Origin of the sequence: Pseudofrancisella aestuarii (genome assembly GCF_003574475.2) — a bacterium.
In the GTDB taxonomy this organism is placed as follows: Bacteria; Pseudomonadota; Gammaproteobacteria; order Francisellales; family Francisellaceae; genus Francisella; species Francisella aestuarii.
The window spans coordinates 448,797-473,698 of sequence record NZ_QLIS02000002.1; the positions used below are offsets into that span (position 1 = coordinate 448,797).

The following is a 24,902-nucleotide window of genomic DNA, read 5'->3' on the forward strand; positions in this document are numbered from 1 at the left end:
TTTCAGGAGTTGGGGTTTAAAGTTAAAGTTTTTTATGCAAGTTGTACCGGTGATTTTAGCAGGTGGTAGTGGTTCTCGTTTGTGGCCACTGAGTAGAAAAATGTATCCTAAGCAATTTTTGCCAGTGGTGGGAGAAAAAACTATGCTTCAGGATACGGTTGTTAGAGCTTCTAAACTTACTAAGGATGGTGCTATAGTTGTTTGTAGTGAAGAACACCGTTATTTAGCATCAGAAGAACTCTTGAGTTCTGGAATTAAGGATGCTGAGTTTATTTTAGAAGCATTTCAAAAGAATACAGCAGCATCAATAGCTTTAGCAGCGCAACATATAATTAATGTTAGAGAGGATGCCGTAATGGTTGTGCTACCAGCTGATCATTATATGTGTGATGAAAACTATTTTTATGAAATAATGTCTAAAGCTATTGAGCTGGCAAAACAGGATCATATTGTTCTCCTTGGAATTGAACCAACTTCTCCAGAAACTGGCTATGGTTATATAAAAAAAAGTGATAAAGAAATTTCTCAAGGTGCTTATGTTATTGACTCTTTTAAGGAGAAGCCATCTAAGGAAATAGCAAAAACTTTTTTAGAGAGCAGTGATTATTTTTGGAACTCGGGAATGTTTATTTTAAAAGCATCTGTATATTTAAGTGAGTTGCATAAATATAGGTATGATATATATGGAGCTTGTGAGCAAGCAATGCTTTCTTCATCTAAAGATAGTTGTTTTATAAGGCCTAATGGTGAGATTTTTTCAGAATGTCCAGAGGAATCTGTAGATTTTGCTGTTATGGAAAAGACTAAAAAAGCTCTTATTTTACCTTTTTCGTCCTATTGGAGTGATGTTGGTTCATGGTCTAGCTTATGGGCAGTGAAAAAAAAAGATCAAAATGATAATGCTATAACTGGGAATGCATTTTGTTTAGATACAAAAAACACGTTAGTTGATAGTAGAGAGAAGCTTACTGTAACGCTTGGATTAGATAATCTTATAATAGTTGATACGAAAGATGCTTTATTGGTTGCTCATAAATCTAGAGATCAGGATGTAAAAAATATTGTTAATGAGCTTAAAAAAGACTCAACGCATGTTCTAACTGAGTTGCATAGAGATGTTCATCGTCCATGGGGTAAGTATGACTCGATAGATAAGGGCGATAGATATCAAGTTAAGCGAATAACGGTTAAACCTAAGGCAAAATTATCAGTACAAATGCATCATCATAGATCAGAGCATTGGATAATTGTTAGTGGAACGGCAAGGGTTTCTGTTGATGGTAAAGAAAGCTTATTAACAGAAAATCAATCTATATATATTCCAGTAGGATCTATCCATTATCTTGAAAATCCAGGAAATATTCCTTTGGAGTTGATTGAGGTTCAGAGTGGGTCTTATTTGGGTGAGGATGATATTGTTCGTTTTAATGATATATATGGAAGAGCTTAATGAAGCAGTGGTTAATAAGTATTTATCTGTATAGAGGGTTTATAATAAGTTCAACAAGGAGAGAGTTATCTGCTGCTTTTGCTAGGAGCAAGTTAGGAGGGCTGTGGACTATTATCAATCCATTAGCACAGGTTTTGATTTATGCTTTAATTCTTTCAAATGTGCTTGCTGCAAAATTACCAGGTATTGATAATAAATATTCTTATGCAATATATCTTATGGCAGGAACTTTGGCTTGGAATTTGAATAGTGAACTTATATCAAGAGGGCTTAATTTATTTACATCAAATGCTGATGTATTAAAAAAAATGAATTTCCCAAAGATTGTATTGCCATGTATAGCTGTCGTATCTGCTGGAGTAAATAATATTTTATTGTTTTTGGCTGTGATGATTATTTTCTTTTTGTTAGGTCATGGATTTAACTTAACAATATTTTGGTTAGTACCTCTTACATTTGTCGTTGCGCTACTAGGTATTAGTTTAGGTATGATAGCTGGTGTTATAAATGTTTTTCTAAGAGATGTTGGACAGTTTGTTCCTATAGTGCTACAGGTTTGGTTTTGGTTTACTCCAATTGTATACCCTGAGACAATTATTCCAGAGAAGTATCGAGAATTGCTATCGCTTAATCCTATGTATCCTATAGTAGATGCATATCACAATATACTAGTTTATGGTGTTAGACCTCATCTTTTTAGTTTGTTTTATATAACTTTATTTTCTTTGTTTTTATTGATGTTTGCTTTATTCTTATTTAAACGCTCTAGTACAGAGATGGTGGATGTATTATGAGTTTATTAAAAGTAGAAAATGTGGGTAAAGCATTTTACTCATATAGAAGTGAGTGGGCACGTTTTGCAAGGTGGTTTGGATTTAGGACTAAGGCTAGTTCAGCCACTTGGGTTTTAAAGGACATTAGTTTTGAAATTAATAAAGGCGAGGCTATTGGTATTATTGGTGTGAATGGTGCAGGTAAATCTACTTTACTAAAACTTATTACAGGCACATTAATGCCTAGCAAAGGGAGAATCTCTGTTAATGGCCGTATTTCAGCAATGCTAGAGTTAGGTATGGGTTTTAATCCTGATTTAACAGGAAGGAGTAATGTTTTTCATGCTGCAGGGATGATGGGGTTCTCTACTGATCAAATTTTGCAAAAAATCGATGAAATTGAAGCTTTTGCAGAGATTGGTGAATATTTTGATCAATCTGTAAGAATGTATAGTAGTGGTATGCAGATGCGAGTTGCTTTTGCTGTGGCTACAGCATTTAGACCTGAAATATTAATTGTAGATGAGGCTTTAAGTGTTGGTGATGCCTATTTTCAACATAAAAGTTTTGCGCGGATACGTCAATTTCAGAAGGAGGGAACCACTCTTTTAATCGTTTCTCATGACAAATCGGCGATACAGAGTCTTTGTAATCGTGCAATTTTGTTAAATAGGGGAGAGGTTGTAAAAGATAGCAACCCTGAAGAGGCTTTTGATTATTATAATGCAATCATTGCTGAAAAAGAAGGGCAAAAAATAGAGGTGAAACAGCATGAGTCGGGTAAAGAGCAAGTTGTGTCAGGCAATGGCTTTGCTACGGTAGATGGCATAAGGTTACTGAACCATAAAGGTCAAGAGGTAGAGGTTATTAATGTGGGAGAAAACATTTGTTTAGAGGTAAAAGTTAAAGTAAACAAAGTTTTAGATAGTTTAGTGCTGGGTTATGGTATAAAAGATAGGATTGGTCAAGTGATATATGGAACTAATACCTATCATACTAAGCAAGTTCTAGAATGTGTTAATAAGGGTGCTTTGAAATTTAATATTAACTTTATTGCAAATTTAGGGCCAGGTAGTTACTCTATTCAAACCGCATTATGTGAAGGCGAAAGCCACATGAGTAATAGTTATGAATGGAAAGATTTAGCTTTAGTATTTGAAGTAATAAATTCCAAAGAGCATTTTGTAGGTAGTAATTTTTTACCTCCTTTAATTGAAATAGAAAAAGGTTAGTTTTTGATGATAAGTTATGCACAAAATTTTGAAGATGTTATACTGTGGCGTGTACTTAAGCATATAGAAAATGGTTTTTATATTGATATAGGGGCTTGGTCACCAGATGTTGATTCAGTAACAAAATGGTTTTATGATCAGGGGTGGCATGGTATAAATATTGAGCCAAATCCAGATTTTTATAATAAATATATTTCTTCTAGACCTAATGACAAAAATATAAAAAAAGCTGTTAGCTCAGAAAAAGGTGTAATGGATATGTTTTTTTGCGATAATCCAGGGCTTTCATCTTTAGATGAGTCTGTGGTGAAGCAGCATGAAAGACTTGGCTTTGGCTCACAAAAAGAAGAGGTGGAGGTTACAACTCTAAATGATATTTTTCAGAAATATGTAAAGGTGGATTCTTCTGTACATTTTTTAAAGATTGATGTTGAAGGTTTTGAAAAAAATGTTATTAAAGGCAATGATTGGGAAAAAAATAGACCTTGGGTTTTGGTTGTTGAGGCTACATTGCCAATGAGTCAGGAAGAAAATTATATTGAATGGGAACCAATACTACTAAATGTTGGCTATCTATTGGCATATGCAGATGGGTTAAATCGGTACTATGTTGCAAAAGAGCATGGTGAGCTGTTGGAAAAGTTTAAATATCCTCCAAATGTGTTTGATAATTTTAAATTATTTTCTCAGCTGAATGCAGAACAAAGAGCAGATCAAGCTGAACGAAGAGCAGATCAAGCTGAACGAAGAGCAGATCAAGCTGAACAAAGAACTGAAAGAGCAGATCAAATAGTCGAAGGAATGAATAGTTTGGTAAATGCTTTAAATTGCGAGTTACAATCAATATATAATTCTATTAGTTGGAAAATTACTAAGCCGATTAGGATAGCTAAAAGAATGGCTAAACGGTTTTGGTTAGGATTTGTGGCATGGATTACATTTAAACGAGGATCAAGACCTAGAAGAGTGATCTTGCGACTTTTATGGGCTCTTAAAATTTATATTGATAAAAGTCCTTATTTGCGAACTAAAATAGTAAATCTTCTTAATAGGTGCCCAAAAGTCAAAAATAGATTACGAATAATAGAGTCAAATATTAGTGATTATTACACTAGCTCTAGTTCAGAGCAAGACAATTATCTTGGCCTAAGAGCAAAAGAGATATATATTAAATTAAAAGCTGAGATAGACAACTTTAGAGAGAGTTAGTAAATGAGAATAGTAATTGATCTTCAGGGAGCACAAACAGAAAGTAGGTTCCGTGGTATTGGTAGGTACTCGCTTTCAATAACTAAGGCTATAGTCAGGAACAGGGGTGAGCATGAAATTATAGTAGCATTATCTAATTTGCTTCCAGATGCTATAAACGATATTAGAAATCAGTTTGTAGGAATTTTGCCTAAAGAAAACATTGTAGTTTGGGATGCTATTGGACCAGTAGCGATAAACGCTAGGTATGGTGATTTTAGACGCAAAGTTGGCGAAGTCTTGCGAGAAGAGTTTTTAGCAAAATTACAGCCAGATTTTATCCTAGTTTCTAGCCTTTTTGAAGGAGGTGTTAATAATGCATTAACAAGTATAAAGCAGTTTGATAAACATACTAATGTTGCAGTTATTTTATATGACTTGATTCCATTTATTCAAAAAGAAACTTATTTGCATCATGACAATGCTTATGCTGAACATTATAGTCAAAAAATAAAATATCTAAAAAAGGCTGATATATTACTAGGGATATCAAAAAGCTCATGTAATGAAGCAATAAAATATCTGGAGATTAATAAAAATAATATTTTTAATATTTCATCAGCAGTTGATGAAAACTTTACTCCTCTACATATAAGCCAGCAGGATAAACAGGAGCTATATAATAAATATAAGATTACTAAGAAAATAATAGTTTACGCACCTGGCGGTTTTGATATTCGAAAAAATTTTGAAAATACAATTAAAGCATATGCAAAACTTCCAGAGGATATTAAGAATAAGTATCAGCTTGTAATAGTTAGTAAGTTAGATGATGTAAATAGGAAAACCTTTCTAAAAATAGCTAAAAACGAGAAGTTGAGAAAAAATGATCTCATTCTTACAGGTTATGTGAAAGATAAAGAGCTTATAAGTTTTTATAACACTTGTGATCTTTTTATATTTACTTCAATTCATGAAGGTTTTGGACTTCCTGTTCTTGAGGCTATGAATTGTGGAGCTGTAGTTATAGGTTCAAATACTACAAGTATTCCTGAAGTAATAGGACATAAAGAAGCATTATTTGATCCTTATTCTGTAGAGTCTATGCGAGATAAACTGGTAGAGGTATTAACTGATAAGGAGCTTCAAAATAGATTATTAGAACACAATCAGAAACAGGTTAAAAAGTTTTCTTGGGATAAAGGTGCTAAAGAGGCGATTAGAGTAATGGAGAATTATTCTAGGAATAAGCAAACAAGTAATAAAAGTTTTTTAACTTCGCAAAAAGATGGTTGTATAAGAAAAATAGCTGAAATTGCAAGTGTCATAGAGTTTAAAGATAATGATTTAATCCAAATTGCAAAATGCATAGAAAAAAATGAAAGAGCTATCAATATGTATGCTTTGAAGTGGAGGCTAGAGGGGCCATTTGATAGTAGCTATAGTTTGGCATTACTGAACAGAGAGACAGCTAGAGCATTAGAGTACCTAGGTCATTATGTAATATTACAATCAACAGAGGGCCCAGGGGATTTTGTCCCAAATGAATCCTTTTTGCATCATAACATAGATATAAGAAAAATGTATGATAGAGTTTTAAAGTATCCTCATGAAAGTGTTGATGTAGTTAGCAGAAATCTATATCCGCCTAGAGTTAATGATATGAAGGGTGATTTTAATATTTTGCATAGTTATGCATGGGAAGAATCTGGTTTTCCACAAAAATGGATTTTTGATTTTAATCAACATTTGAATGGAATAACTTGTTTGTCAAAGCATGTAGAAAAAATAATGATAGATAATGGTGTATTTTTACCTATTTCAACGTCTGGATGTGGTGTAGATCATTGGGAGAGGGTAGTCTCTGATAAGAATTATAATCTTAATATGAACGGTTTTAAATTTTTACATGTCTCATCATGTTTTCCACGGAAGGGTGTGGATATTATGCTAGATGCATATGGTAAAGCTTTTACTGATGATGATGATGTTGTGCTATTTATTAAGACATTTAAAAATCCACATAATAGAATACATGAATTATTAGAAGATGCTCAAAAAAGAATTACAAAATACCCTAAGGTAATTATTATTGAAGATGATTTGCCTGATGAACAATTAAAATCCTTATATGAACAATGTGATGTATTGATTGCACCAAGCCTAGCTGAAGGTTTTGGGTTGCCAATGGCCGAAGCAATGTTAAGTGGACTACCTGTCGTTACAACAAATTGGGGAGGACAGCTAGATTTCTGCACTAATGAAAACTCATGGTTAATAGATTATGAATTTGAAAAAGCAGATACCCATTTTAAATTATTTGACTCTGTATGGGCTAAACCATATGTTCATGAATTAAAAAAAGCCTTGTTAGAGGCTTATTCTATGAGTAAAGAAGAGTTAGTTGAAAAAGCACTAAAGGGTAAAGAGTTGCTTCTACGTGATTTTAAATGGGTAGATGTAGCAAGTAGGTTGGTTAATTTCGCTTATGTAAATAAAAAAGTATTGCCAGATAATAAATTAAAAATCGCTTGGGTTAGCTCGTGGAATACAAAATGTGGTATAGCTACTTATTCAAAATTTCTTTTAAATTATATGAAAGATGATTTTGATGATTTAATTATTTTAGCTAATAAAAGTGATGATATTATTGAACTAGAGGCTGAAAGAAACGTTATTAGGTGTTGGACAGATGCTAGTGCTGTTAATAATGATGAGTTAAAAATAGCTTTAGAAAGAAATGACGCTGATATAGTTTTCTTTCAATATAATTTCGGATTTTTAAATCTTTATTCACTCAAAGATATAATAGTTAATCTGTTGAAAAATGGCAAGAAGGTATATGTTACTTTTCATTCTGTTAATGATGTAAATAAAGAAGATTTTCAGGCATCTATAGGTTGGATAAAAGAAGTCCTCTCTCGTATTAATAGAATATTTGTTCACAGTATTAATGACCTTAATGTTTTAAAAAAATTTGGGTTAGTAAATAACGTAACGTTATTACCTCATGGCGTTGTGAAAAATATTTCGCTTAATGAGAATATGTTAGAAATAAATTATGGAATTAAAAATAAAAAAGTAATTGCATCATATGGTTTCATGCTACCACACAAAGGGATTAAAGAGTTGATTGAAGCTTTTTATATAATAAAAAAACAAATGCCGGATGTACATTTGCTTTTGCTAAATGCTAGATACCCAGAACCTTTATCTGATGAATATATTGAAGAGTGTAAGTTAAAAATACATGAATTAAATCTTTCAGATAGTGTTACGATGATAAATGAATTTTTAACAGATAAAGAGTCACTTTCATATTTGGAATCTTCTGAATTAATTATATTGCCATATAGACAAACACAAGAATCATCAAGTGCATCTGTAAGATGGGCTATTTCTATAAATAAGCCAGTTTTATGTACTCCTATAAATATATTCAAAGATGTCGAAGATATTGTTTATTTTAGTCAAGATAGTTCAAGCAAAGCTATCGCTGATAAGGCAATAGCATTATTGAATGATGATGATCTCAGATGTAGTAAAAATAGTATACGACTAGAATGGATAGATGAACATGATTGGGCAAAAGTTTCAGCTCGATTAAGTAGTATTATAAGAAATTAAGTATTATTTTTTAAGTAAAATTATATTTAATTTTGAGGAAATTAGATGAGCAAGATTTCTAAGGGATTTATTTTTACCATAGGGCTTCTATTTGTAGCATATATTAATGGCTGCATACCTTTTTATTCTGTACCTACTCTACAGCAAATGTTGTGGATAACAGGATATGCTCAGTCTTATATTAATAACGGTTTTTCAATTTATGCTAATAATTTTGGTTATCCTCATGATGCTGCAATAGCATTTGGATTGGCACTATCATATCCTTGCTCAATGTTAATGTATTTAGGTTTTAAAGCCCCTGATGCATATTCAATTTGCATTTTTATTTATGTGTTAATAGGATATCTATCATGCTATCAATTATCTAAATTATTTGGCAACAGATATTTTGAGTCAATTCTTTTATCAGTTGCTTGGTTATCCCAACCAGTGATATATATGCATGCAGGATATTCTGGGCTAGCTGTTGGTATTTTATTATTGCCAATGTATATGCTATGTTCACTAATTTATTTTAGAATTTTTATTTATAGAAGCTATATATATAAATATATTCCTGTTGTATATTTTTTAGTATGTATTTTGGCTGTTTTTATGGATGGTTATACATTCGTAATGTTTGCATGTGCTTCTACATTTATAGCTATTTATAGTTATTTATACGGGGCTTTTAAAAAGCCGTGGTTAATAATTCTCTATCATGTTTTATGTTTCTTTTGTGCATATCTTTTATATACATCATTTGTTAAACTGTCTTACTATTCCCCATCTTCAAATAGTTTTTTCAGAGCATGGGGGATAGATTTATCATTTTATATAATACCAACCCAAGGGGTTTTGTGGCTTCCAGATTTGTTAAATGTCTCTGTTGCTAGATCAGAGAATCTTTTTTTTGGAGATTCATCAGTATGGACGACAGCATTTTCACTTCCTTTAATAATTTTTTCATTATTGAGTGCCTGGATAGTTTTAGTTGAGAATAAGCTAAAAAAGTATTTTGTTATATGCTTTATGTTAATTGCATTATTTAGCTTTTATATGTCATTAGGTCCATCCTTGAAGTTATTTTCATTCAAACCTGAAGGTGTAACTACAAGTCTTATGGATAGTCATTATGCTATTATGCCTACTGGTTCTATAATTCTAGATCAATTACCTGGGTTTAATAATATGAGAACACCATATCGCTGGGAAGCACTATTATTTGCTAGTTTTTGGATGATTTTCGTAATGGGCCTTTCTTGTGCCACAAAACGTAAAAAGAGTTTATTATTATTCGGGATCGTTATTGTTATAGGGTTTAATATACCTAGTATCAAAGTCATTAAATCATATTATAATAATGAAAAAGAGTTTGTTAAAATCCAAAAACCTATTAAAGAATTAAAAAAAATAGTTTCTATTAATCAAAAAGTTGTTTTTTTACCAATAGGTAATGATTTTATGGTTAACTATTTAGCATCGTCATTAGATATTAAAGCGTATAATATTGGAGGAGATAAAAATTTAGCTATTGCTCAAAATAATTGGCCTATATTAGTGAAAGACTTAACAAATGATTTATCGTATAATAAAATTATAGCGGCACTCTTATATGGAGGCGTTGATAATATTATTCTGTCTTGGTACGACTTAAAATGGCCGTTATGGGATCATTTAGAATTTAGAAGTAACTTTGATGATATTTTACAAGAGTTAAGTCAAAAAAAATATGTAACGATTCACAAGTCCGGTGGTTTTATAAGCATACAGGTTAATAAAGAGGCGGCTATGAAAGATAGGAAGTTATGTTTTTCACCTTACTGTATCGAAAAACAAAACTTTAGTAATTACAAAAATACTCTGGTAGGACATCATGAAGCTGGTGATCTGGTGAGTAAATATGAAACTGGCTTTCTCTTATTTGGACCTTATTCTATAGTTAACAAAGGAACATATAAGTTTACAATATATGGAAGTTCAAATAGTAAACATAAAGATGATAATTGTGGCTGGATTGATATTTACAGTGGTGAGAAACAAAAAGAGTATGCTCGGCAAAATATAGAAAAAGAAAATGATAAAGTAATTGATTCTGGTATAGTAAATATTACAGAAGATGTTACAGATTTAGAGCTTAGAGTTTTTTCTAATGGAAATTGTGCAATTACTATCAGAGGCTATAAATTAAAAAATATAGGAAAGTAATATGAAACTAATAATACAAGTACCATGTTATAACGAAGCTGAAACATTAGGTATTGCTTTAAATGCATTACCAAGGCAGGTAGAGGGTTTTGATAAGGTAGAATGGTTAATAATAAATGATGGTAGTACTGATGATACTGTAAAGGTCGCTCAAGAGTGTGGAGTTGATCATATTGTTAACCTTAAAACAAACCAAGGATTGGCAAAAGGTTTTATGGCTGGTCTTGAAAAGTGTTTGGAATTAGGGGCAGATGTTATAGTAAATACAGATGCAGATAACCAATATGAAGCTCAAGATATTCCTAAGTTAGTAAAGCCAATACTTGAACATAAAGCAGAGTATGTTATCGGGGAAAGACCTATAAGTAAAACAGCTCATTTTTCTCCTATAAAGAAAGTTTTACAAAAATTAGGTAGTTGGGTGGTTAGAAAAGCAAGTGGTACTAATATACCAGATGCACCTAGTGGATTTAGGGCTATGAGTAGAGAGTGCGCTAAACAGTTAAATGTTTATAATGTATACACATATACTTTAGAAACTATTATTCAAGCTGGAAGGAAAAATATATCCATAACATCTATCCCAGTTCGGACAAATGAAGATTTACGACCGTCTAGATTATTCTCTAGTATGGGAATGTATATTAAAAAATCTATAATTACAATCATTAGAATATTTGTTGTCTATAACCCTTTTAAGTTTTTTATGAGTATTGCTTTGGTATTATTTAGTATTGGTGTATTGTTGGGATTTAGGTATTTATATTACATATTAATAGGTCATGGTGATGGACATGTTCAGTCTGTAATACTTTCAGGAGTGTTTATGATGATTGGTTTTCAAACGGGATTGATAGCGTTTGTTGCAGATTTGTTAGCAGTTAATAGAAGGTTGCTTGAAGATATAAGGAATAAGAATGGGTAAAAAAATATTAGAAGATGGAATCCCTGCTGGGAATTGGGAAAACAAATATAATTCTAAAAATCCCATTGTAAATTATTTAATGAATAATTTTAAGAAATCTATTTTGAAACTTTTAGAAGATAAATTAGGTGAAATTAATTCATTTTCGGAGTGTGGTTGTGGAGAAGGTGAGATTACAAGATATATATATGAAATGTTTGGTGGAAATATTAAAACTAAGGCATTTGATTTTTCTGAGAAGGTGGTTGAAATAGCAAAGAAAAATAATTCTGAGACAGCTATAAAATTTGAACAAATTAGCATCTATGACATGGATGATAGTTATAGTTCGGACTTAATAGTTTGTTGTGAAGTATTGGAGCATTTAGAGCATCCTGAAAGAGCACTTCAAAAAATGAGAAGTCTTCAAGGTAAATATTATCTTTTTAGCGTACCAAATGAGCCAATATGGAGAGTCTTAAATTTTTGTCGAGGAAAATATATTAAAAACTTTGGAAATACTCCTGGTCATATTAACCACTGGTCAACAAAGAGCTTCCAGAAACTAATAAAAGATAATGGCTTTAAAATTATAGAAATTAATAATCCATTTCCATGGAACATGTTATTGGCAGAAGTAGTTTAAATTAATGAAATTTTTGAAAATTATAATATTTATTGCATCAATTATATTTTTGTTATACATCATAAGTTTAAGTTACTATGATATAGAATCAAGTTCTATTTTCCATAGAAGATATTTCTTTGCAGAATTGTTTTTACTAAGTTTTATTTATTTTTTCTCTCTTTATTGGGTTGCCTTTTGTTGGAAAAAAATACTTGAAATATTGATGAATAAAAGTTTACCTTTTTACCTTGTATGGGTCTGGGCAAAATCCAATATATATAAATATCTTCCTGGAAATGTTTTTAACTATGTAATAAGACAAGTAGTTGCAAATAAGCTTGGGATTGGGCATAAAACTTTAATTCAAAGTAATATTATTGAAGCTATCCTCATTATAATTACGACTTTTTTAGCTAGTAGCATTATATTAACTTTTATATATAGACTGCCTATTGATAACTATTTAAAATTTTTTAATTTCTATGTTTTAGTTGCAGTTCTAGTAGTGGTATTTATCGTATTAATTTATCTATACAAATATAAAAAAATTAATATATTTATGTATAGTAGTATTTTGATGTATTATTTGACTTTTTTTATTGGTGTTGGATTAATAGCTTGGTATATTTTAAACTTTCAGATGGATATAAAAATTTCTTATTTGCTTATAACAGCTATATATTCTTTATCATGGCTAGTGGGCTTTGTAACTCCTGGAGCACCTGGTGGAATTGGAGTAAGAGAGGGAGTGTTTATTGTGCTTTCGAATGGAGTATTAAGTGAAGCAGATGCCATTGTATTATCTGTGATGCTGAGGTTTGTAAGCATTATTGGTGAGTTTTTATTATTTCTTGTTTCATGTTATATGCTGAGAAATATTGAGAGAGGTAAAGAATGAAAATAGCGGTAGTAGGACTTGGTTATGTGGGTTTATCAAATGCTCTTTTGTTAGCACAGCATAATGAGGTTGTGGGATTAGATGTAGATTTGCAAAAAGTTAATCTATTGAATAATAAGATATCGCCAATTGAAGATAATGAAGTGAAAGATTATCTTTTAAAGAATGATTTGAATTTTATTGTAACTCTAGATAAAAAAGAAGCGTATGATAAAGCTGATTATATAATTATAGCAACCCCTACTGATTATGACATTGATACAAGCTGTTTTAATACCATATCAATAGAGTCTACTATATATGATATACTTAGTATTAATACAAATGCGACGATAGTAATAAAATCAACAGTACCAGTTGGTTATACAAAGAGAATAAATGAGAAATTCAATACTAATAATATTATTTTTTCTCCAGAGTTTTTGAGAGAAGGTTATGCGATGTATGATAATCTATATCCATCTAGAATAATTGTTGGCGAACATTCTGAGCGAGCTAGAATTTTTGCGAATCTTTTAATTAAAGGAGCCCTTAAGAAAAATATTGATATACTCTTTGTAGGCTCAACTGAAGCAGAAGCTATTAAGTTATTTGCGAATACTTATTTAGCAATGAGAGTAGCTTATTTTAATGAGCTTGATTCTTATGCTGAATCTCATGGGTTGGATACTAGGGAAATTATAAATGGTATAGGATTAGATTCAAGAATTGGAAAACATTATAATAATCCATCATTCGGCTATGGTGGATATTGTTTACCGAAAGACACAAAACAACTTCTAGCTAACTATAAAGATGTCCCTTCAAATATGATTGAAGCTATCGTAAAAGCGAACAGCACTAGAAAGGACTATATTGCAGAAGCAGTTATAAAAAAAGCAAATAAAAATTTGATGAATCCAATAATTGGAATCTATAGACTTGTAATGAAGTCTGGAAGTGATAATTTTAGGAGTTCAGCAATCCAAGGCATTATGAAGCGAATTAAGGCTAAGGGTATTGAAGTTGTTATATATGAACCAACGTTAAAAGAGAATTATTTTTTTAATTCAAAGGTTATTAGAGATATTAATGAGTTTAAGTCTATGTGTGATGTAATTGTTGCTAATAGAATGGAAAATGTCATATGTGATGTACGAAATAAGATATATACAAGAGATATTTTTAATAGTGATAGCTAATTTGAACTGAATTAATTCTAAAAAACATAAAAAAGGAAATATATATGAAAAAAGCAATTGTAACGGGTATAACAGGCCAGGATGGAGCATACTTAGCAGAGTTATTGTTAAATAAAGGCTATAAAGTATATGGAACTTATCGTAGAACGGCCTCTGTAAACTTTTGGCGTATAGAGGAATTGGGAATCGAAAATCACCCTAACTTAGAGTTGGTGGAATATGATTTAACAGATGCGGCGAATAGCATTAAGATGGTTTTAGATATTCAGCCAGATGAAATCTATAATCTAGCGGCACAAAGTTTCGTGGGAGTTTCTTTTAATCAACCACTAGCTACAGCACATATTACTGGGTTAGGATGTGCTCATTTATTAGAAGCTATTAGAATCGTAAATCCAAAGATTAGATTCTATCAAGCATCTACTTCAGAAATGTTCGGTTTAGTTCAAGAAATTCCACAAACTGAGAAAACACCATTTTATCCTCGTAGTCCTTATGGTGTAGCTAAGTTGTATGCACATTGGATGGTAGTTAATTATCGTGAAAGCTATGATATTTTTGCTACAAGTGGTATTTTATTTAATCATGAATCACCATTAAGAGGTCGAGAGTTTGTGACACGTAAGATTACAGACTCTGTAGCTAAAATTAAACTTGGTAAGTTAGATTGTCTAGAACTGGGTAACTTAGATGCTAAACGTGATTGGGGCTATGCCAAAGATTATGTAGAAGGTATGTATCTAATGTTACAAGCTGATAAACCGGATACATTTGTTTTAGGAACAAATCGTACAGAAACTGTTCGTGATTTTGTAAAAATGGCATTTAAAGCAGCAGAGATAGATCTTGTCTTTGAAGGTTCTGAAGAGAATGAAATTGCTAAATGTGCGAAAACAGGTAAAACTGTAGTTAGGATAAATCCTAAATTCTATAGGCCTGCTGAAGTAGATCTTTTAATAGGTAACCCTCGAAAAGCAAAAGATATATTAGGATGGGAGCCTAAAACTTCATTAGAAGAGCTTTGTGATATGATGGTGACGGCTGATATTCGTAGAAATGAGCAAGGGTTTTCATTTTAATGGGAAATAAGGTTCTTATTACTGGCTATAATGGATTTACTGGACAGTATGTTGCTAGAACTCTGGAGAAATTTGGCTATACGGTTTTTGGCTTAGTAGCTTCAAACCATAATAATTCTAAATGCTTCAAGGCTAATTTAAATGATAAGCAAAGCTTACAAAAAGCAATAGTTACTGTTGAACCTGATTATATTATACATTTAGCGGCTAAGGCTTTTGTTGGGCATGGAGATATCTCTGATTTTTATACTACTAATTTGATTGGAACTAGAAATTTATTAGAAGTAATTGCTGAAAATTTATCTAGCATTAAACATGTGATTATAGCCAGTAGTGCAAATATTTATGGAAATACCAAAGAAGGTTCTTTGAGTGAAGAAATGTTACCAAATCCAGCTAATGATTATGCAGTTAGTAAAATATCTATGGAGTATATTGCTCAGTTGTTTGCGAATAAGATTCCAATTACCATAACAAGGCCATTTAATTATACTGGTGTTGGTCAAAGTGATAAATTTTTAATTCCAAAGATAATTAAACATTTCAAAGCCAGAGAAGAGATAATTGAGCTTGGAAATATTGAAGTATGGCGTGAATTTAATGATGTTAGATATATTGCTAATATATATGTGAGTCTCCTTAATGCTAAACCTGGTGAAACTATAAATTTATGTACTGGAAAATACTATTCTCTTAAAGAAGTTATAAATATATGTAGTAATATTACTGGTCATAAGATACAAATTAAAATTAATTCTAATTTTGTACGTGAAAATGAAGTCAAAATTTTGGCCGGAAACCCTGATAAACTTAATAAGCTAGTGAATATAGATAATAAACATAGTCTTGAAGATACTTTAAAATGGATGCTAGAAAGTGGGGATAACAAATAGATTAAAATTGGGAATTGATGTAAGGATTCTTACTAAGCCAGAAATTGGAATAAGTGTATATACCATAGAGCTAGTTTCAAGAATTTCTAGATTTCAAAATTTTGAAATCTATTTATATAGTCCTTCCCAAGTATTATCAAGATATAAAGAGATGCTTGATAAATCAGTTATTTTTCGTGAGTCTAGAATTACAAATGTTTTTCTTAAGCAATTTTGGGGAGCTTTTAAGTTAGCAAAATTGTTAAAAAAAGATAAAATTGATGTTTTCTGGGGACCAGCTCACAGGCTACCATTTATTAAGACTAAGGGGGTTAAATATGTTTTAACAGTGCATGACCTTGTTTATAAGTATGCTCCAAAAACTATGAATAAATTAGCATATCCAATAGAAAGGCTCATGTTACCTAGAGCGATAGCTAAGGCTGATTATATTGTCGTTGATTCTTTTGCCACTATGTCAGCTATAAAAATTAACTTTTCAATTTCAGATAATATAATTGATGTTTTATACCTTGGATCTAAATACAAAAATCGTATTGAATTAGAAAAAATAATAGATAATCCAACTAAGAAATATTTTTTGTTTGTGGGAACATTAGAGCCTAGAAAAAACTTATCTATGTTGCTTAAAGCATATTCTATGTTATCAAAAGCTCAAAAAGAAAATTTTAATTTACATCTTGTAGGAGCTAAAGGCTGGGGCGATGAAAGTTTAGAAGAAATAATAGAACAGCTTAATATATCTGAATATGTTAAAATATATGGGTATATTGATGATGATAAATTAGCTATTATATATGCTAATTGTTACGCTGTGCTTATGCCATCAATTTATGAAGGATTTGGTTTACCTCTATTAGAAGGGATGACCTTTGGAAAACCAGGTTTATGTGGAAATAACTCGTCTATGCCTGAGATCGTTGGCAATGCAGGGGTATGTGTTGATTCACATAATGTAAACTCTATTAGACAGGGATTAGAAAGAATTTCAAATAAACAGATATATGAATATTTACAAAAAAATATTGATACTCAAATAGAGAAATTTGATTGGGACATTTCTGCAAAGAAATTAGAAAGAATATTTTTAGAATTAAAGGGTTAAAGTAATGAAAACTACTATAACAAAAGATGTGATAAAAGATAGTGGCGTTAAATTTGGTACTAGTGGTGTGAGAGGTCTAGTTGTAGAGATGACAGACAGAATTTGTTGGCTATACACTAAAGCATTTATCCAGTTTTTAGAAGAAAAATATAACATACAAAAAGGTACAGAGATAGCTATAGCTCATGATTTGCGTGATAGTAGCCCGAGAATAACTAAAGCTGTTGTACAAGCTATATCTGATAATGGTTATAAACCAGTATATTGTGGAGAGATACCATCACCAGCTGTTATGTTGTATGGAGTTTCTAATCAAATTCCTTCAGTTATGATTACAGGTAGCCACATCCCAGAAGATAGAAATGGTATTAAATTTAATACTCCTTACGGTGAAGTTCTCAAAGAAGATGAAGAGATAATAGTTAATCAAGCTGTAAAAGTTAGTGATGCTGCTTTTGATGATAATGGAATGTTTTTAAAAAAAGTAGAACTTCCTAAGGTATGTAATCAAGCTCATTCACAGTATGTTCACAGATATATAAATTTCTTCCCTAATAATTGTTTAGCAGGTAAGACTATTGGATTATATGAGCATTCTTCTGTTGGTCGAGAGATATTAAAAGAGATTTTAGAAAGACTTGGTGCTAAGGTTATTCTACTAGGATTCTCTGAAAGATTTGTGTCTGTAGATACTGAAGCAATTCGTCAAGAAGATGTAAAGCTTGCAAAGCAGTGGGCTAGTGAATATAAAATTGATAGCATAGTTTCAACAGATGGTGATGCAGATAGACCTTTAGTAAGTGATGAGTATGGTAATTGGTTTAAAGGTGATGTATTAGGTGTTTTAACTGCTAGATATCTTCAGACACAATCTGTAGCGACGCCAGTTAGCAGTAATACTATAGTTGAGAAGATGGGTTATTTTAAGAATATTATTAGAACTAAAATCGGTTCGCCATATGTAATTGCTGCAATGAATCAGTTACTTTCAGAAGGGTATAATGGTGTGGTTGGCTATGAGGCAAATGGTGGTTTTCTACAAGCTGGAGATATTTATCTAAAAAATGCTACCTTAAAAGCATTACCTACTAGGGATGCTGTGATACCAATGTTAGCTGTACTTATGTTATCGGTAGACTCTAATAAAACTATATCAGAATTATTATTTGATCTACCTGCGCGCTATACAGCTAGTAGTAAGATTGATGATTTCGCAACTGAAAAAAGCCAAGAAATTTTAAAATCAATATTAGCTGGTAAATCAGATCTTCTAGATAAGGTAATATCTGAGTATTTTAATGGCAATAATAGTATTGAAAACATAAATATTACAGATGGTGTTAGGATAACTTTGGCAAATCAAGATATTTTACATCTAAGACCTTCTGGTAATGCTCCAGAGTTGAGATGTTATATAGAATCTAACTCATTAGATAAAGCGATATCTTTAAATAAATATTGTATTGATAAAATAAAAAAGCCTTAATAATGAAAAAAATAAAAATTTTACATGTATATAAAACAGATATTACTCAGACTAAAGGTGGTATAGAAGCATTCATAGATAATTTATGTAATGCCACTGAAGATCTTGGAGTTGAGAATATAGTTTTTTCATTAGCAAATAAAACTAGTTATCCTAATTTCATTACTTATGGGAAATATAAGATATATCATGCAAAAAAAAATTTAGAAATATCTTCTGCGGCTTTTTCACTATCAGCCTTTTATATCTTTAGAAAGTTAATTAAAGAAGTTGATATAGTTCATTATATATTTCCAAATCCTTTTGGTGATGTTTTACATACACTGTGTAATATTAAAAAGCCAACGATAATCACTTATCAGTCAGATATTGTTAAACAAAAAAGATTACTAAAATTTTATCAACCTTTAATGTATAGATTCTTAAAATCAGCTAATAAGATAGTCTGCACTTCTCCTAATTATCTTAAAACAAGTGATACATTACTTAAATTCAAAGAAAAAGTAGAGATTATTCCAATTGGTATAGATATAAAAACATATCCGAGTATTAGTTCTGAAAGAATTCGTTATTGGAAATCTAAGCTTCCAGAGAAATATTTCTTATTTATAGGTAAATTACGATATTATAAAGGGTTATATACAGCAATAGATGCTGTATATAACACTAGTATACAGTTAGTAATCTGTGGAAACGGATTTTTAGAAAAAGAGCTTAAAGAATATGCATTTCAGAAAAGTATAAAAAATGTTCATTTTATTAATTCTTTTACAGAGGAAGATAAAGTTGCGATATTAACACTCTGTTATGGTTTTGTTTTTCCTTCCCAATTAAGATCAGAAGCTTTTGGAATATCTTTGTTAGAGGGGGCAGCATTTGGTAAACCGCTCATATCATGTGAAATAGGAACAGGAACCACATATATAAACCTTAATGATATAACAGGATTAGTGATTAATCCTAATTCACCAGAATTATTAAAAGAAGCTATGTTATATCTTCTAAATAATCCTAAAAAAGCAGAAAAATTTGGAGAAAACTCAAAAAATAGAGCAAAAAATCTTTTTAGTTTAGAATTGCAGGCAAAAAGCTATATTAATTTATATAAAGAACTAATAAGGCTTTAATTTTTTGGAAAATTAATTAATTTATGGTTTACAGTAACTGGATTAATCGCAAATTCAATATCGTGCCCATTTAATATCTGAGCTGTTTTTATAAGAATGCTATCTTGTACTTCAAGAAAATCAACATAAAAAACTTTCTTTACCATAGCATATATTTGAAGATTTATACCATTTGCACCAAAAGATCCTTCAGTTCTATTACCTATGATTGTACCACCAGTTAATAAAGATACAGCTATTGTTTTATTAGAGTCTATATCAGGATGGTTTTTTACCATTTCTTTAATGTCTTGTTTAATTATTTCAACTTTATCTAGATTCTCATAAGGTATAGTTATATTCTGTACAATCCGTCTATGAGTTCTTCTTGATGTGGTTGTGATACATGTTGTAAGAAATACAGAATTTGGTATATGCATTGGAGCTGTTTCATAATTGTCTACTTGTGTTGTTAATATTCCAATTTTCTTAATAGATCCAGCAAACTTTATAGTAGAGTTTATATCAGAAGCAATAACATCTCCTTCAGAATACTTTCTGTTAAAAACTACAAATAACCCACCAAAGAAATTTGTAAGTAAAGTACTTTGAGATAAGGTTAACCCTGCAAATGCTACTCCACTAAAAGCACCTAGAGCAGTTAATGGAACATCAAGAGCAGCTAAAATAAGTATAATTGATATTATTGCTGCTAAAAGTTCTAAAGCTTTAAATATTGCATTGATATCTCTAAAATCATCATATCCACCACTATTTTTTTTGCTTTTATCAATAACTATTTGTTTAACCTTTCCTAAGAACTTAAATATATTTATTATTATTGCAATATATACTAAAAATTTAAGAGTATTTGCAGTATAAATAGAAATTTGATCTTTATGATCAGTGAGATATACAGCTGAAATTAAGTCAATAGAGGCTTTAATAAAATAAATCCATATTAAAATATAGAGCACCCATCTTATTGATCTAAAAAAAGATAGTTTAATTGAATTATTAACTTTAAATGAAAGTATATAGCCTAATATAATTAAACTAATAGTGATCAAGAGACAAATGATAAAGTCTATACTTAAAACAAATAGGATACTGCGTATAGATATACTACTTTCCATATTAAGGAGTATATTATTTAGGATATTCATTATTAGGGAAACTTATTTTTTATTACTAGAAATATTACTACAAATCTAATTTTATTAAAGCTTTTTGTATTAATCTTCTTGAGGTACAGAAGTATTTGATGAGCTATTATCATCAATAACTATAGAATCCATATTTGCTTGAGCAGGAGGATGCGCTTCTACTTTTTTAGAAGAAGTTTTGCTTTCAGTAATATTTGAGTTATTATCACTAATATTGTCATCAATAACAATTGAATTCATATTCGCTTGAGGGGGAGGGTGAGCTTCTACTTTTTTTGATTCATCTGAAGAAGCTCCATTTTGAAATTCATCACTATAATTTATAGGGGTATAAATTATAGGAGCGTTTTCTGTATTTTGAGCAGTTTCATTTGTATCTATAGAGGCATGTTTTTTGACAAAAGCAAAAACTAAGACTATTAAGGTTATAGATATAGCTACTATTATCAATCTATTTATATAATCAAAAGCTTTCATTTTTCCATATTTGGCTTTTTTATAATATAAGATATCTATTTTATTTAGAATAGATACGATTTTCTTTTCAGAAACTTCTAAATATTCACAATATCTTCGGATTTGATTTTTTAAAACAGTACTTGACTCTTGTAATAGCAAGTTGCCATGAGCCTCTTCAATAGTTTTTATTGTATCAAGAGATAGGTTTGTAGCATCAGCAACAGTTTGCTGTTCTAGTCCTTTACTATCTCTAGTCATTTTAATAAATGATTGAAAGCTATAAATCATAATAGTTAAATGATTCTAAATTATTGTATGTTGGAGAATATTATATAAGAAAAAAATGAAAAATTGAATTAAGGTTTTGCGTGATTATTTATTCTTTTTCTTTTCTTCTAGCATTTTTTCCAGGAAATGGATGTTTGTGCCGCCTTTAATAAACTTTTCATTATTTAATATCTCTTGGTGTAGAGAGATATTTGTTTTAATGCCGGTAATAACCATTTCTTCAAGAGCTGCACGCATTTTTTGCATCGCAGAATCTCTATTTTTACCTCTAACAATTATTTTTGCGATCATAGAATCATAATTAGGAGGTACTCTATAGCCCGAATATATATGAGAGTCTACACGAACTCTTGGACCACCTGGAGCATGATACATTTCAATAAGACCAGGAGAAGGAATAAATCTCTCAGGATCTTCAGCATTTATACGACATTCGATAGAGTGGCCATCAATAGCAAGATCAGACTGTTTCCAAGTTAGACCCATTCCAGAAGCTACTCTAATTTGCTCTTTAATAAGATCTGTACCTGTAATAGATTCTGTAACCGGATGCTCAACTTGGATTCTTGTATTCATCTCGATAAAATAGAATTCTCCATTTTCATATAAGAATTCAAATGTACCAGCACCGCGGTACTTAAGAATCTTACAAGCATTAACACATCTTGCACCAATATCTTCTCTTTGCTTCTCAGTTAAACCAATAGCAGGAGCTTCTTCAATAACTTTTTGATGTCTTCTTTGAGTAGAGCAGTCTCTTTCAAATAGATGAATAGCATTACCTTCACCATCACCAAATACTTGAATCTCAATGTGGCGAGGATTTTCTAGGAATTTTTCCATATAAACCATATCATTATTAAAAGCAATTCTAGCCTCACTCTTTGTAAGAGCTATAGAGTCTACTAAATCTTCTTTTTTTCTGACGATACTCATACCACGACCGCCACCACCACCAGCAGCTTTGACAATAACTGGATAACCAATTTTCTCAGCGATTTCTAAGTTAGTTTTAGGATCATTGCCTAAAGCACCACCAGAGCCAGGTACACATGGTACGCCAGCTTTTTTCATATATTTAATAGCTTCAACTTTATCACCCATAATCTCGATGCTTTCAGCTTTAGGTCCAATAAAGATAAAACCACTTTCTTCAACAGCCTTAGCAAATTTAGCATTTTCTGATAAGAAACCATAGCCAGGGTGAATAGCGTCCGCATTAGTTATTTCCGCAGCTGTGATTATGCTTTGTATATTTAAGTAGCTTAAATTTGGAGCAGCTGGGCCTATACACACAGATTCATCTGCTAATTTAACATGCATTAAATCTGCATCAGCAGTTGAATATACAGCAACTGTTTTAATACTTAGTTCTCTACATGCTCTTAAAATTCTAAGAGCAATTTCACCTCTGTTAGCGATTAATACTTTTTTAATCATATTTCTATTACCTTAATTCTATTTGTGGTTCAAATACGAGTTACTATTAGGTAATAACTTGTTTATTCTATGATAAATAATGGTTGATCAAATTGTACTGGCTCACCATCTTTAACTAAAATTTTAGTAACTTTCCCAGACTTTTCAGCTTCAATTTTGTTCATGATTTTCATTGCTTCAATGATACATAAAACATCACCTTTTTTAACTTCTTTTCCTTCTGTTACATAAGCAGCAGCATCTGGAGATGGTGATTTATAGAAAGTACCAACCATAGGAGATTTAAATTCTTCTCCTGCATGAGTCTCTTGAGGTTTAGCAGCAGGAGCGCTAGGAGTAGAAGCAGCTGTGCTAACACTAGTAGGAGCTGCTGGAGCAATAGTTGTGGAAACTGGTGCAGCTGTTGTAACTACACTTGTGCCATTTTGATTTTTAGTCATAAAGATAGAAGAACCACCAGCTTTAACTTTCACTTCTTTAATATCACTTGTATTAAGAATTTCTGCTAGTCTATCAATTGCATTTAATAAATCCATTTTTGTTATACTCCTTTATTTTTAACGAAATCTATGGCTTCAATCATAGCTAATTTATATCCATTAGAACCAAGACCAAATATGCATCCATAAGCAATATCTGATAAAAAAGACTTGGATCTAAAGCTTTCCCTATTATATATGTTTGATAGATGTATTTCAATAAAAGGCTTTTGAGTTGCTAAAAAAGCATCTCTTATTGCAATACTTGTATGAGTGTAGGCAGCAGGGTTTATGATGATGAATTTAGCATTGGATTGTTGTATTTTATCAACAATTTCACCTTCTTGATTACTTTGGAAGAAATCTAAGGAAACCTCATTTTTACTGCCTATATTGCTTAATTCTTTTATTATATCTTTAAGAGATCTGTGCCCATACTTATCAGGCTCGCGAGAACCTAGTAGATTTAGGTTGGGACCATTAATTATTAGAATATCAGTCATGATATATTCCTATATTTTTTAGAAGCAACTGAAAATATTTTACCAGTTTCTATACAAAAACAACTTAATTTTCCTCCCCAAATACATCCTGTGTCTATGGCTATAAATTTATTGTCACCAGTATTTCCTTGTAAAGCTGCCCAATGTCCAAATATTATTTTTTCATTAGCTTTTAGTTTTTTGTTTTCAAGTTTAAACCAAGCAGACCAACCAGTAGGGATATTTGAGAGATTAGAACTATATTTAAGGTTTAGTCCTCCATCTTCAGCAGTTAATCTCATTCGTGTTAAATAATTTGCGATACAGAGCCATCTTTGAACTCCCTCTAGTTCTTTTTGCCATTTATCTGCTTCTAAGGAAAATAAATTAGATAGAAATAGTCGTTTTGTAGATTCGTTTTGTAAAACAAACTCTAACTCCAAAGCTCTTTTTTTTGCTTTCTTAGTAGACCATATATGCGGAACTCCAGCATGAGTTATAGTAAAGTCATTGATTTTTATTAGAAACTTTTGCTTCCATATCCATTGACGTATTTCTTCCAACTTAGGTGAGTCGAGTATTTCATTTAGAGAGCTCTTAGATGATCTTGGTAAATAATTATAACTTGTAGCAAGAAATATAAGCTCATGGTTTCCAATTAAGAGCTCAGCGCTTTCTTCTAGATCCATAATATATGTAATTGTTTCTAAAGATTTTGGTCCTTTATTTATTATGTCTCCGATAAATATAAGTTTATCTTGCTTTTTATCGAATTTGATTTTATTGAGTAGTTTTTTTAGTTCATCTAAACAGCCATGTACATCACCAATAATATAGGTTGCCATTTG

The 24,902-nt window shown here is 31.0% G+C and carries 21 protein-coding genes; 15 read left to right on the forward strand and 6 right to left on the reverse strand.

Going from position 1 to position 24,902, the window contains the following annotated elements; genetic code table 11:
- Positions 1-34 precede the first annotated feature (34 nt).
- The 15 genes from DNK87_RS06235 to DNK87_RS06305 all read left to right on the forward strand — a co-directional run bounded on the left by DNK87_RS06235 (position 35) and on the right by DNK87_RS06305 (position 19,761).
- Entirely contained in the window at positions 35-1,450 is a 1,416-nt protein-coding gene (locus DNK87_RS06235) for a mannose-1-phosphate guanylyltransferase/mannose-6-phosphate isomerase (protein WP_119330159.1), read from the forward strand.
- Positions 1,450-2,244, forward strand: coding sequence for an ABC transporter permease (locus DNK87_RS06240; RefSeq protein WP_119330014.1), 795 nt, complete (start codon positions 1,450-1,452; stop codon positions 2,242-2,244). Before DNK87_RS06235 ends, DNK87_RS06240 begins: the two co-directional genes overlap by 1 nt.
- Complete coding sequence (locus DNK87_RS06245; protein WP_119330015.1) at positions 2,241-3,455, forward strand: ABC transporter ATP-binding protein; 1,215 nt, start codon at positions 2,241-2,243, stop codon at positions 3,453-3,455. Before DNK87_RS06240 ends, DNK87_RS06245 begins: the two co-directional genes overlap by 4 nt.
- 6 nt (positions 3,456-3,461) lie before the next feature.
- The gene (locus DNK87_RS06250) at positions 3,462-4,664 is read left to right on the forward strand and encodes an FkbM family methyltransferase (protein ID WP_119330016.1); all 1,203 of its coding nucleotides are present in this window, start codon (positions 3,462-3,464) and stop codon (positions 4,662-4,664) included.
- Positions 4,665-4,667: 3 nt separating this feature from the next.
- A complete protein-coding gene (locus DNK87_RS06255; RefSeq protein ID WP_119330017.1) occupies positions 4,668-8,270 on the forward strand; it encodes a glycosyltransferase in 3,603 nt (1,200 codons plus the stop codon).
- A gap of 45 nt (positions 8,271-8,315) precedes the next feature.
- Positions 8,316-10,460 carry a hypothetical protein gene (locus tag DNK87_RS06260; RefSeq protein ID WP_119330018.1) on the forward strand — a complete coding sequence of 715 codons (2,145 nt, stop codon included), beginning with the start codon at positions 8,316-8,318 and terminating at the stop codon, positions 10,458-10,460.
- A 1-nt stretch (position 10,461) separates the two neighbouring features.
- The gene (locus DNK87_RS06265; RefSeq protein WP_119330019.1) at positions 10,462-11,385 is read left to right on the forward strand and encodes a glycosyltransferase family 2 protein; all 924 of its coding nucleotides are present in this window, start codon (positions 10,462-10,464) and stop codon (positions 11,383-11,385) included.
- Positions 11,378-12,010, forward strand: coding sequence for a class I SAM-dependent methyltransferase (locus DNK87_RS06270; protein WP_119330020.1), 633 nt, complete (start codon positions 11,378-11,380; stop codon positions 12,008-12,010). The genes DNK87_RS06265 and DNK87_RS06270 overlap by 8 nt, the downstream gene beginning before the upstream one ends.
- A gap of 205 nt (positions 12,011-12,215) precedes the next feature.
- The gene (locus DNK87_RS06275) at positions 12,216-12,890 is read left to right on the forward strand and encodes a hypothetical protein (RefSeq protein WP_154401831.1); all 675 of its coding nucleotides are present in this window, start codon (positions 12,216-12,218) and stop codon (positions 12,888-12,890) included.
- On the forward strand, positions 12,887-14,071 hold the full coding sequence (locus tag DNK87_RS06280; protein WP_119330022.1) for a nucleotide sugar dehydrogenase: 1,185 nt from the start codon (positions 12,887-12,889) through the stop codon (positions 14,069-14,071). The genes DNK87_RS06275 and DNK87_RS06280 overlap by 4 nt, the downstream gene beginning before the upstream one ends.
- A gap of 44 nt (positions 14,072-14,115) precedes the next feature.
- A complete protein-coding gene (gmd, locus tag DNK87_RS06285) occupies positions 14,116-15,150 on the forward strand; it encodes a GDP-mannose 4,6-dehydratase (RefSeq protein ID WP_119330023.1) in 1,035 nt (344 codons plus the stop codon).
- Positions 15,150-16,043 (forward strand): GDP-mannose 4,6-dehydratase, encoded by an 894-nt coding sequence (locus tag DNK87_RS06290; protein WP_119330024.1) that lies wholly within the window; start codon positions 15,150-15,152, stop codon positions 16,041-16,043. The genes gmd and DNK87_RS06290 overlap by 1 nt, the downstream gene beginning before the upstream one ends.
- Entirely contained in the window at positions 16,027-17,148 is a 1,122-nt protein-coding gene (locus tag DNK87_RS06295) for a glycosyltransferase family 4 protein (RefSeq protein WP_119330025.1), read from the forward strand. Before DNK87_RS06290 ends, DNK87_RS06295 begins: the two co-directional genes overlap by 17 nt.
- A gap of 4 nt (positions 17,149-17,152) precedes the next feature.
- Positions 17,153-18,634, forward strand: a complete 1,482-nt coding sequence (locus DNK87_RS06300) for a phosphomannomutase (protein WP_119330026.1) — start codon at positions 17,153-17,155, stop codon at positions 18,632-18,634.
- 2 nt (positions 18,635-18,636) lie between these two features.
- Positions 18,637-19,761, forward strand: coding sequence for a glycosyltransferase (locus tag DNK87_RS06305; protein WP_119330027.1), 1,125 nt, complete (start codon positions 18,637-18,639; stop codon positions 19,759-19,761).
- Here the strand turns inward: DNK87_RS06305 and DNK87_RS06310 are convergent.
- The 6 genes from DNK87_RS06310 to DNK87_RS06335 form a co-directional block, all read right to left on the reverse strand.
- A complete protein-coding gene (locus tag DNK87_RS06310; RefSeq protein WP_119330028.1) occupies positions 19,758-20,906 on the reverse strand; it encodes a mechanosensitive ion channel domain-containing protein in 1,149 nt (382 codons plus the stop codon). The two genes, DNK87_RS06305 and DNK87_RS06310, sit on opposite strands and share 4 nt — an antisense overlap.
- 69 nt (positions 20,907-20,975) lie before the next feature.
- Positions 20,976-21,650, reverse strand: coding sequence for a helix-turn-helix domain-containing protein (locus tag DNK87_RS06315; RefSeq protein ID WP_119330160.1), 675 nt, complete (start codon positions 21,648-21,650; stop codon positions 20,976-20,978).
- A gap of 87 nt (positions 21,651-21,737) precedes the next feature.
- Positions 21,738-23,093 carry an acetyl-CoA carboxylase biotin carboxylase subunit gene (gene accC / locus DNK87_RS06320; protein WP_119330029.1) on the reverse strand — a complete coding sequence of 452 codons (1,356 nt, stop codon included), beginning with the start codon at positions 23,091-23,093 and terminating at the stop codon, positions 21,738-21,740.
- 62 nt (positions 23,094-23,155) lie between these two features.
- Positions 23,156-23,629 (reverse strand): acetyl-CoA carboxylase biotin carboxyl carrier protein, encoded by a 474-nt coding sequence (accB, locus tag DNK87_RS06325; RefSeq protein ID WP_119330030.1) that lies wholly within the window; start codon positions 23,627-23,629, stop codon positions 23,156-23,158.
- A 5-nt stretch (positions 23,630-23,634) separates the two neighbouring features.
- Entirely contained in the window at positions 23,635-24,075 is a 441-nt protein-coding gene (gene aroQ, locus DNK87_RS06330) for a type II 3-dehydroquinate dehydratase (protein WP_119330031.1), read from the reverse strand.
- Positions 24,072-24,899 (reverse strand): symmetrical bis(5'-nucleosyl)-tetraphosphatase, encoded by an 828-nt coding sequence (locus tag DNK87_RS06335; RefSeq protein WP_119330032.1) that lies wholly within the window; start codon positions 24,897-24,899, stop codon positions 24,072-24,074. The genes aroQ and DNK87_RS06335 overlap by 4 nt, the downstream gene beginning before the upstream one ends.
- Positions 24,900-24,902: the final 3 nt, after the last annotated feature.

Coding starts and splice junctions, on each gene's coding strand:
- DNK87_RS06235 (WP_119330159.1), top strand. CDS start 35: ATGCAAGTTGTACCGGTGATTTTAGCAGGTGGTAGTGGTTCTCGTTTG.
- DNK87_RS06240 (WP_119330014.1), top strand. CDS start 1,450: ATGAAGCAGTGGTTAATAAGTATTTATCTGTATAGAGGGTTTATAATA.
- DNK87_RS06245 (WP_119330015.1), top strand. CDS start 2,241: ATGAGTTTATTAAAAGTAGAAAATGTGGGTAAAGCATTTTACTCATAT.
- DNK87_RS06250 (WP_119330016.1), top strand. CDS start 3,462: ATGATAAGTTATGCACAAAATTTTGAAGATGTTATACTGTGGCGTGTA.
- DNK87_RS06255 (WP_119330017.1), top strand. CDS start 4,668: ATGAGAATAGTAATTGATCTTCAGGGAGCACAAACAGAAAGTAGGTTC.
- DNK87_RS06260 (WP_119330018.1), top strand. CDS start 8,316: ATGAGCAAGATTTCTAAGGGATTTATTTTTACCATAGGGCTTCTATTT.
- DNK87_RS06265 (WP_119330019.1), top strand. CDS start 10,462: ATGAAACTAATAATACAAGTACCATGTTATAACGAAGCTGAAACATTA.
- DNK87_RS06270 (WP_119330020.1), top strand. CDS start 11,378: ATGGGTAAAAAAATATTAGAAGATGGAATCCCTGCTGGGAATTGGGAA.
- DNK87_RS06275 (WP_154401831.1), top strand. CDS start 12,216: ATGAATAAAAGTTTACCTTTTTACCTTGTATGGGTCTGGGCAAAATCC.
- DNK87_RS06280 (WP_119330022.1), top strand. CDS start 12,887: ATGAAAATAGCGGTAGTAGGACTTGGTTATGTGGGTTTATCAAATGCT.
- gmd (WP_119330023.1), top strand. CDS start 14,116: ATGAAAAAAGCAATTGTAACGGGTATAACAGGCCAGGATGGAGCATAC.
- DNK87_RS06290 (WP_119330024.1), top strand. CDS start 15,150: ATGGGAAATAAGGTTCTTATTACTGGCTATAATGGATTTACTGGACAG.
- DNK87_RS06300 (WP_119330026.1), top strand. CDS start 17,153: ATGAAAACTACTATAACAAAAGATGTGATAAAAGATAGTGGCGTTAAA.
- DNK87_RS06305 (WP_119330027.1), top strand. CDS start 18,637: ATGAAAAAAATAAAAATTTTACATGTATATAAAACAGATATTACTCAG.
- DNK87_RS06310 (WP_119330028.1), bottom strand. CDS start 20,906: ATGAATATCCTAAATAATATACTCCTTAATATGGAAAGTAGTATATCT.
- accC (WP_119330029.1), bottom strand. CDS start 23,093: ATGATTAAAAAAGTATTAATCGCTAACAGAGGTGAAATTGCTCTTAGA.
- accB (WP_119330030.1), bottom strand. CDS start 23,629: ATGGATTTATTAAATGCAATTGATAGACTAGCAGAAATTCTTAATACA.
- aroQ (WP_119330031.1), bottom strand. CDS start 24,075: ATGACTGATATTCTAATAATTAATGGTCCCAACCTAAATCTACTAGGT.
- DNK87_RS06335 (WP_119330032.1), bottom strand. CDS start 24,899: ATGGCAACCTATATTATTGGTGATGTACATGGCTGTTTAGATGAACTA.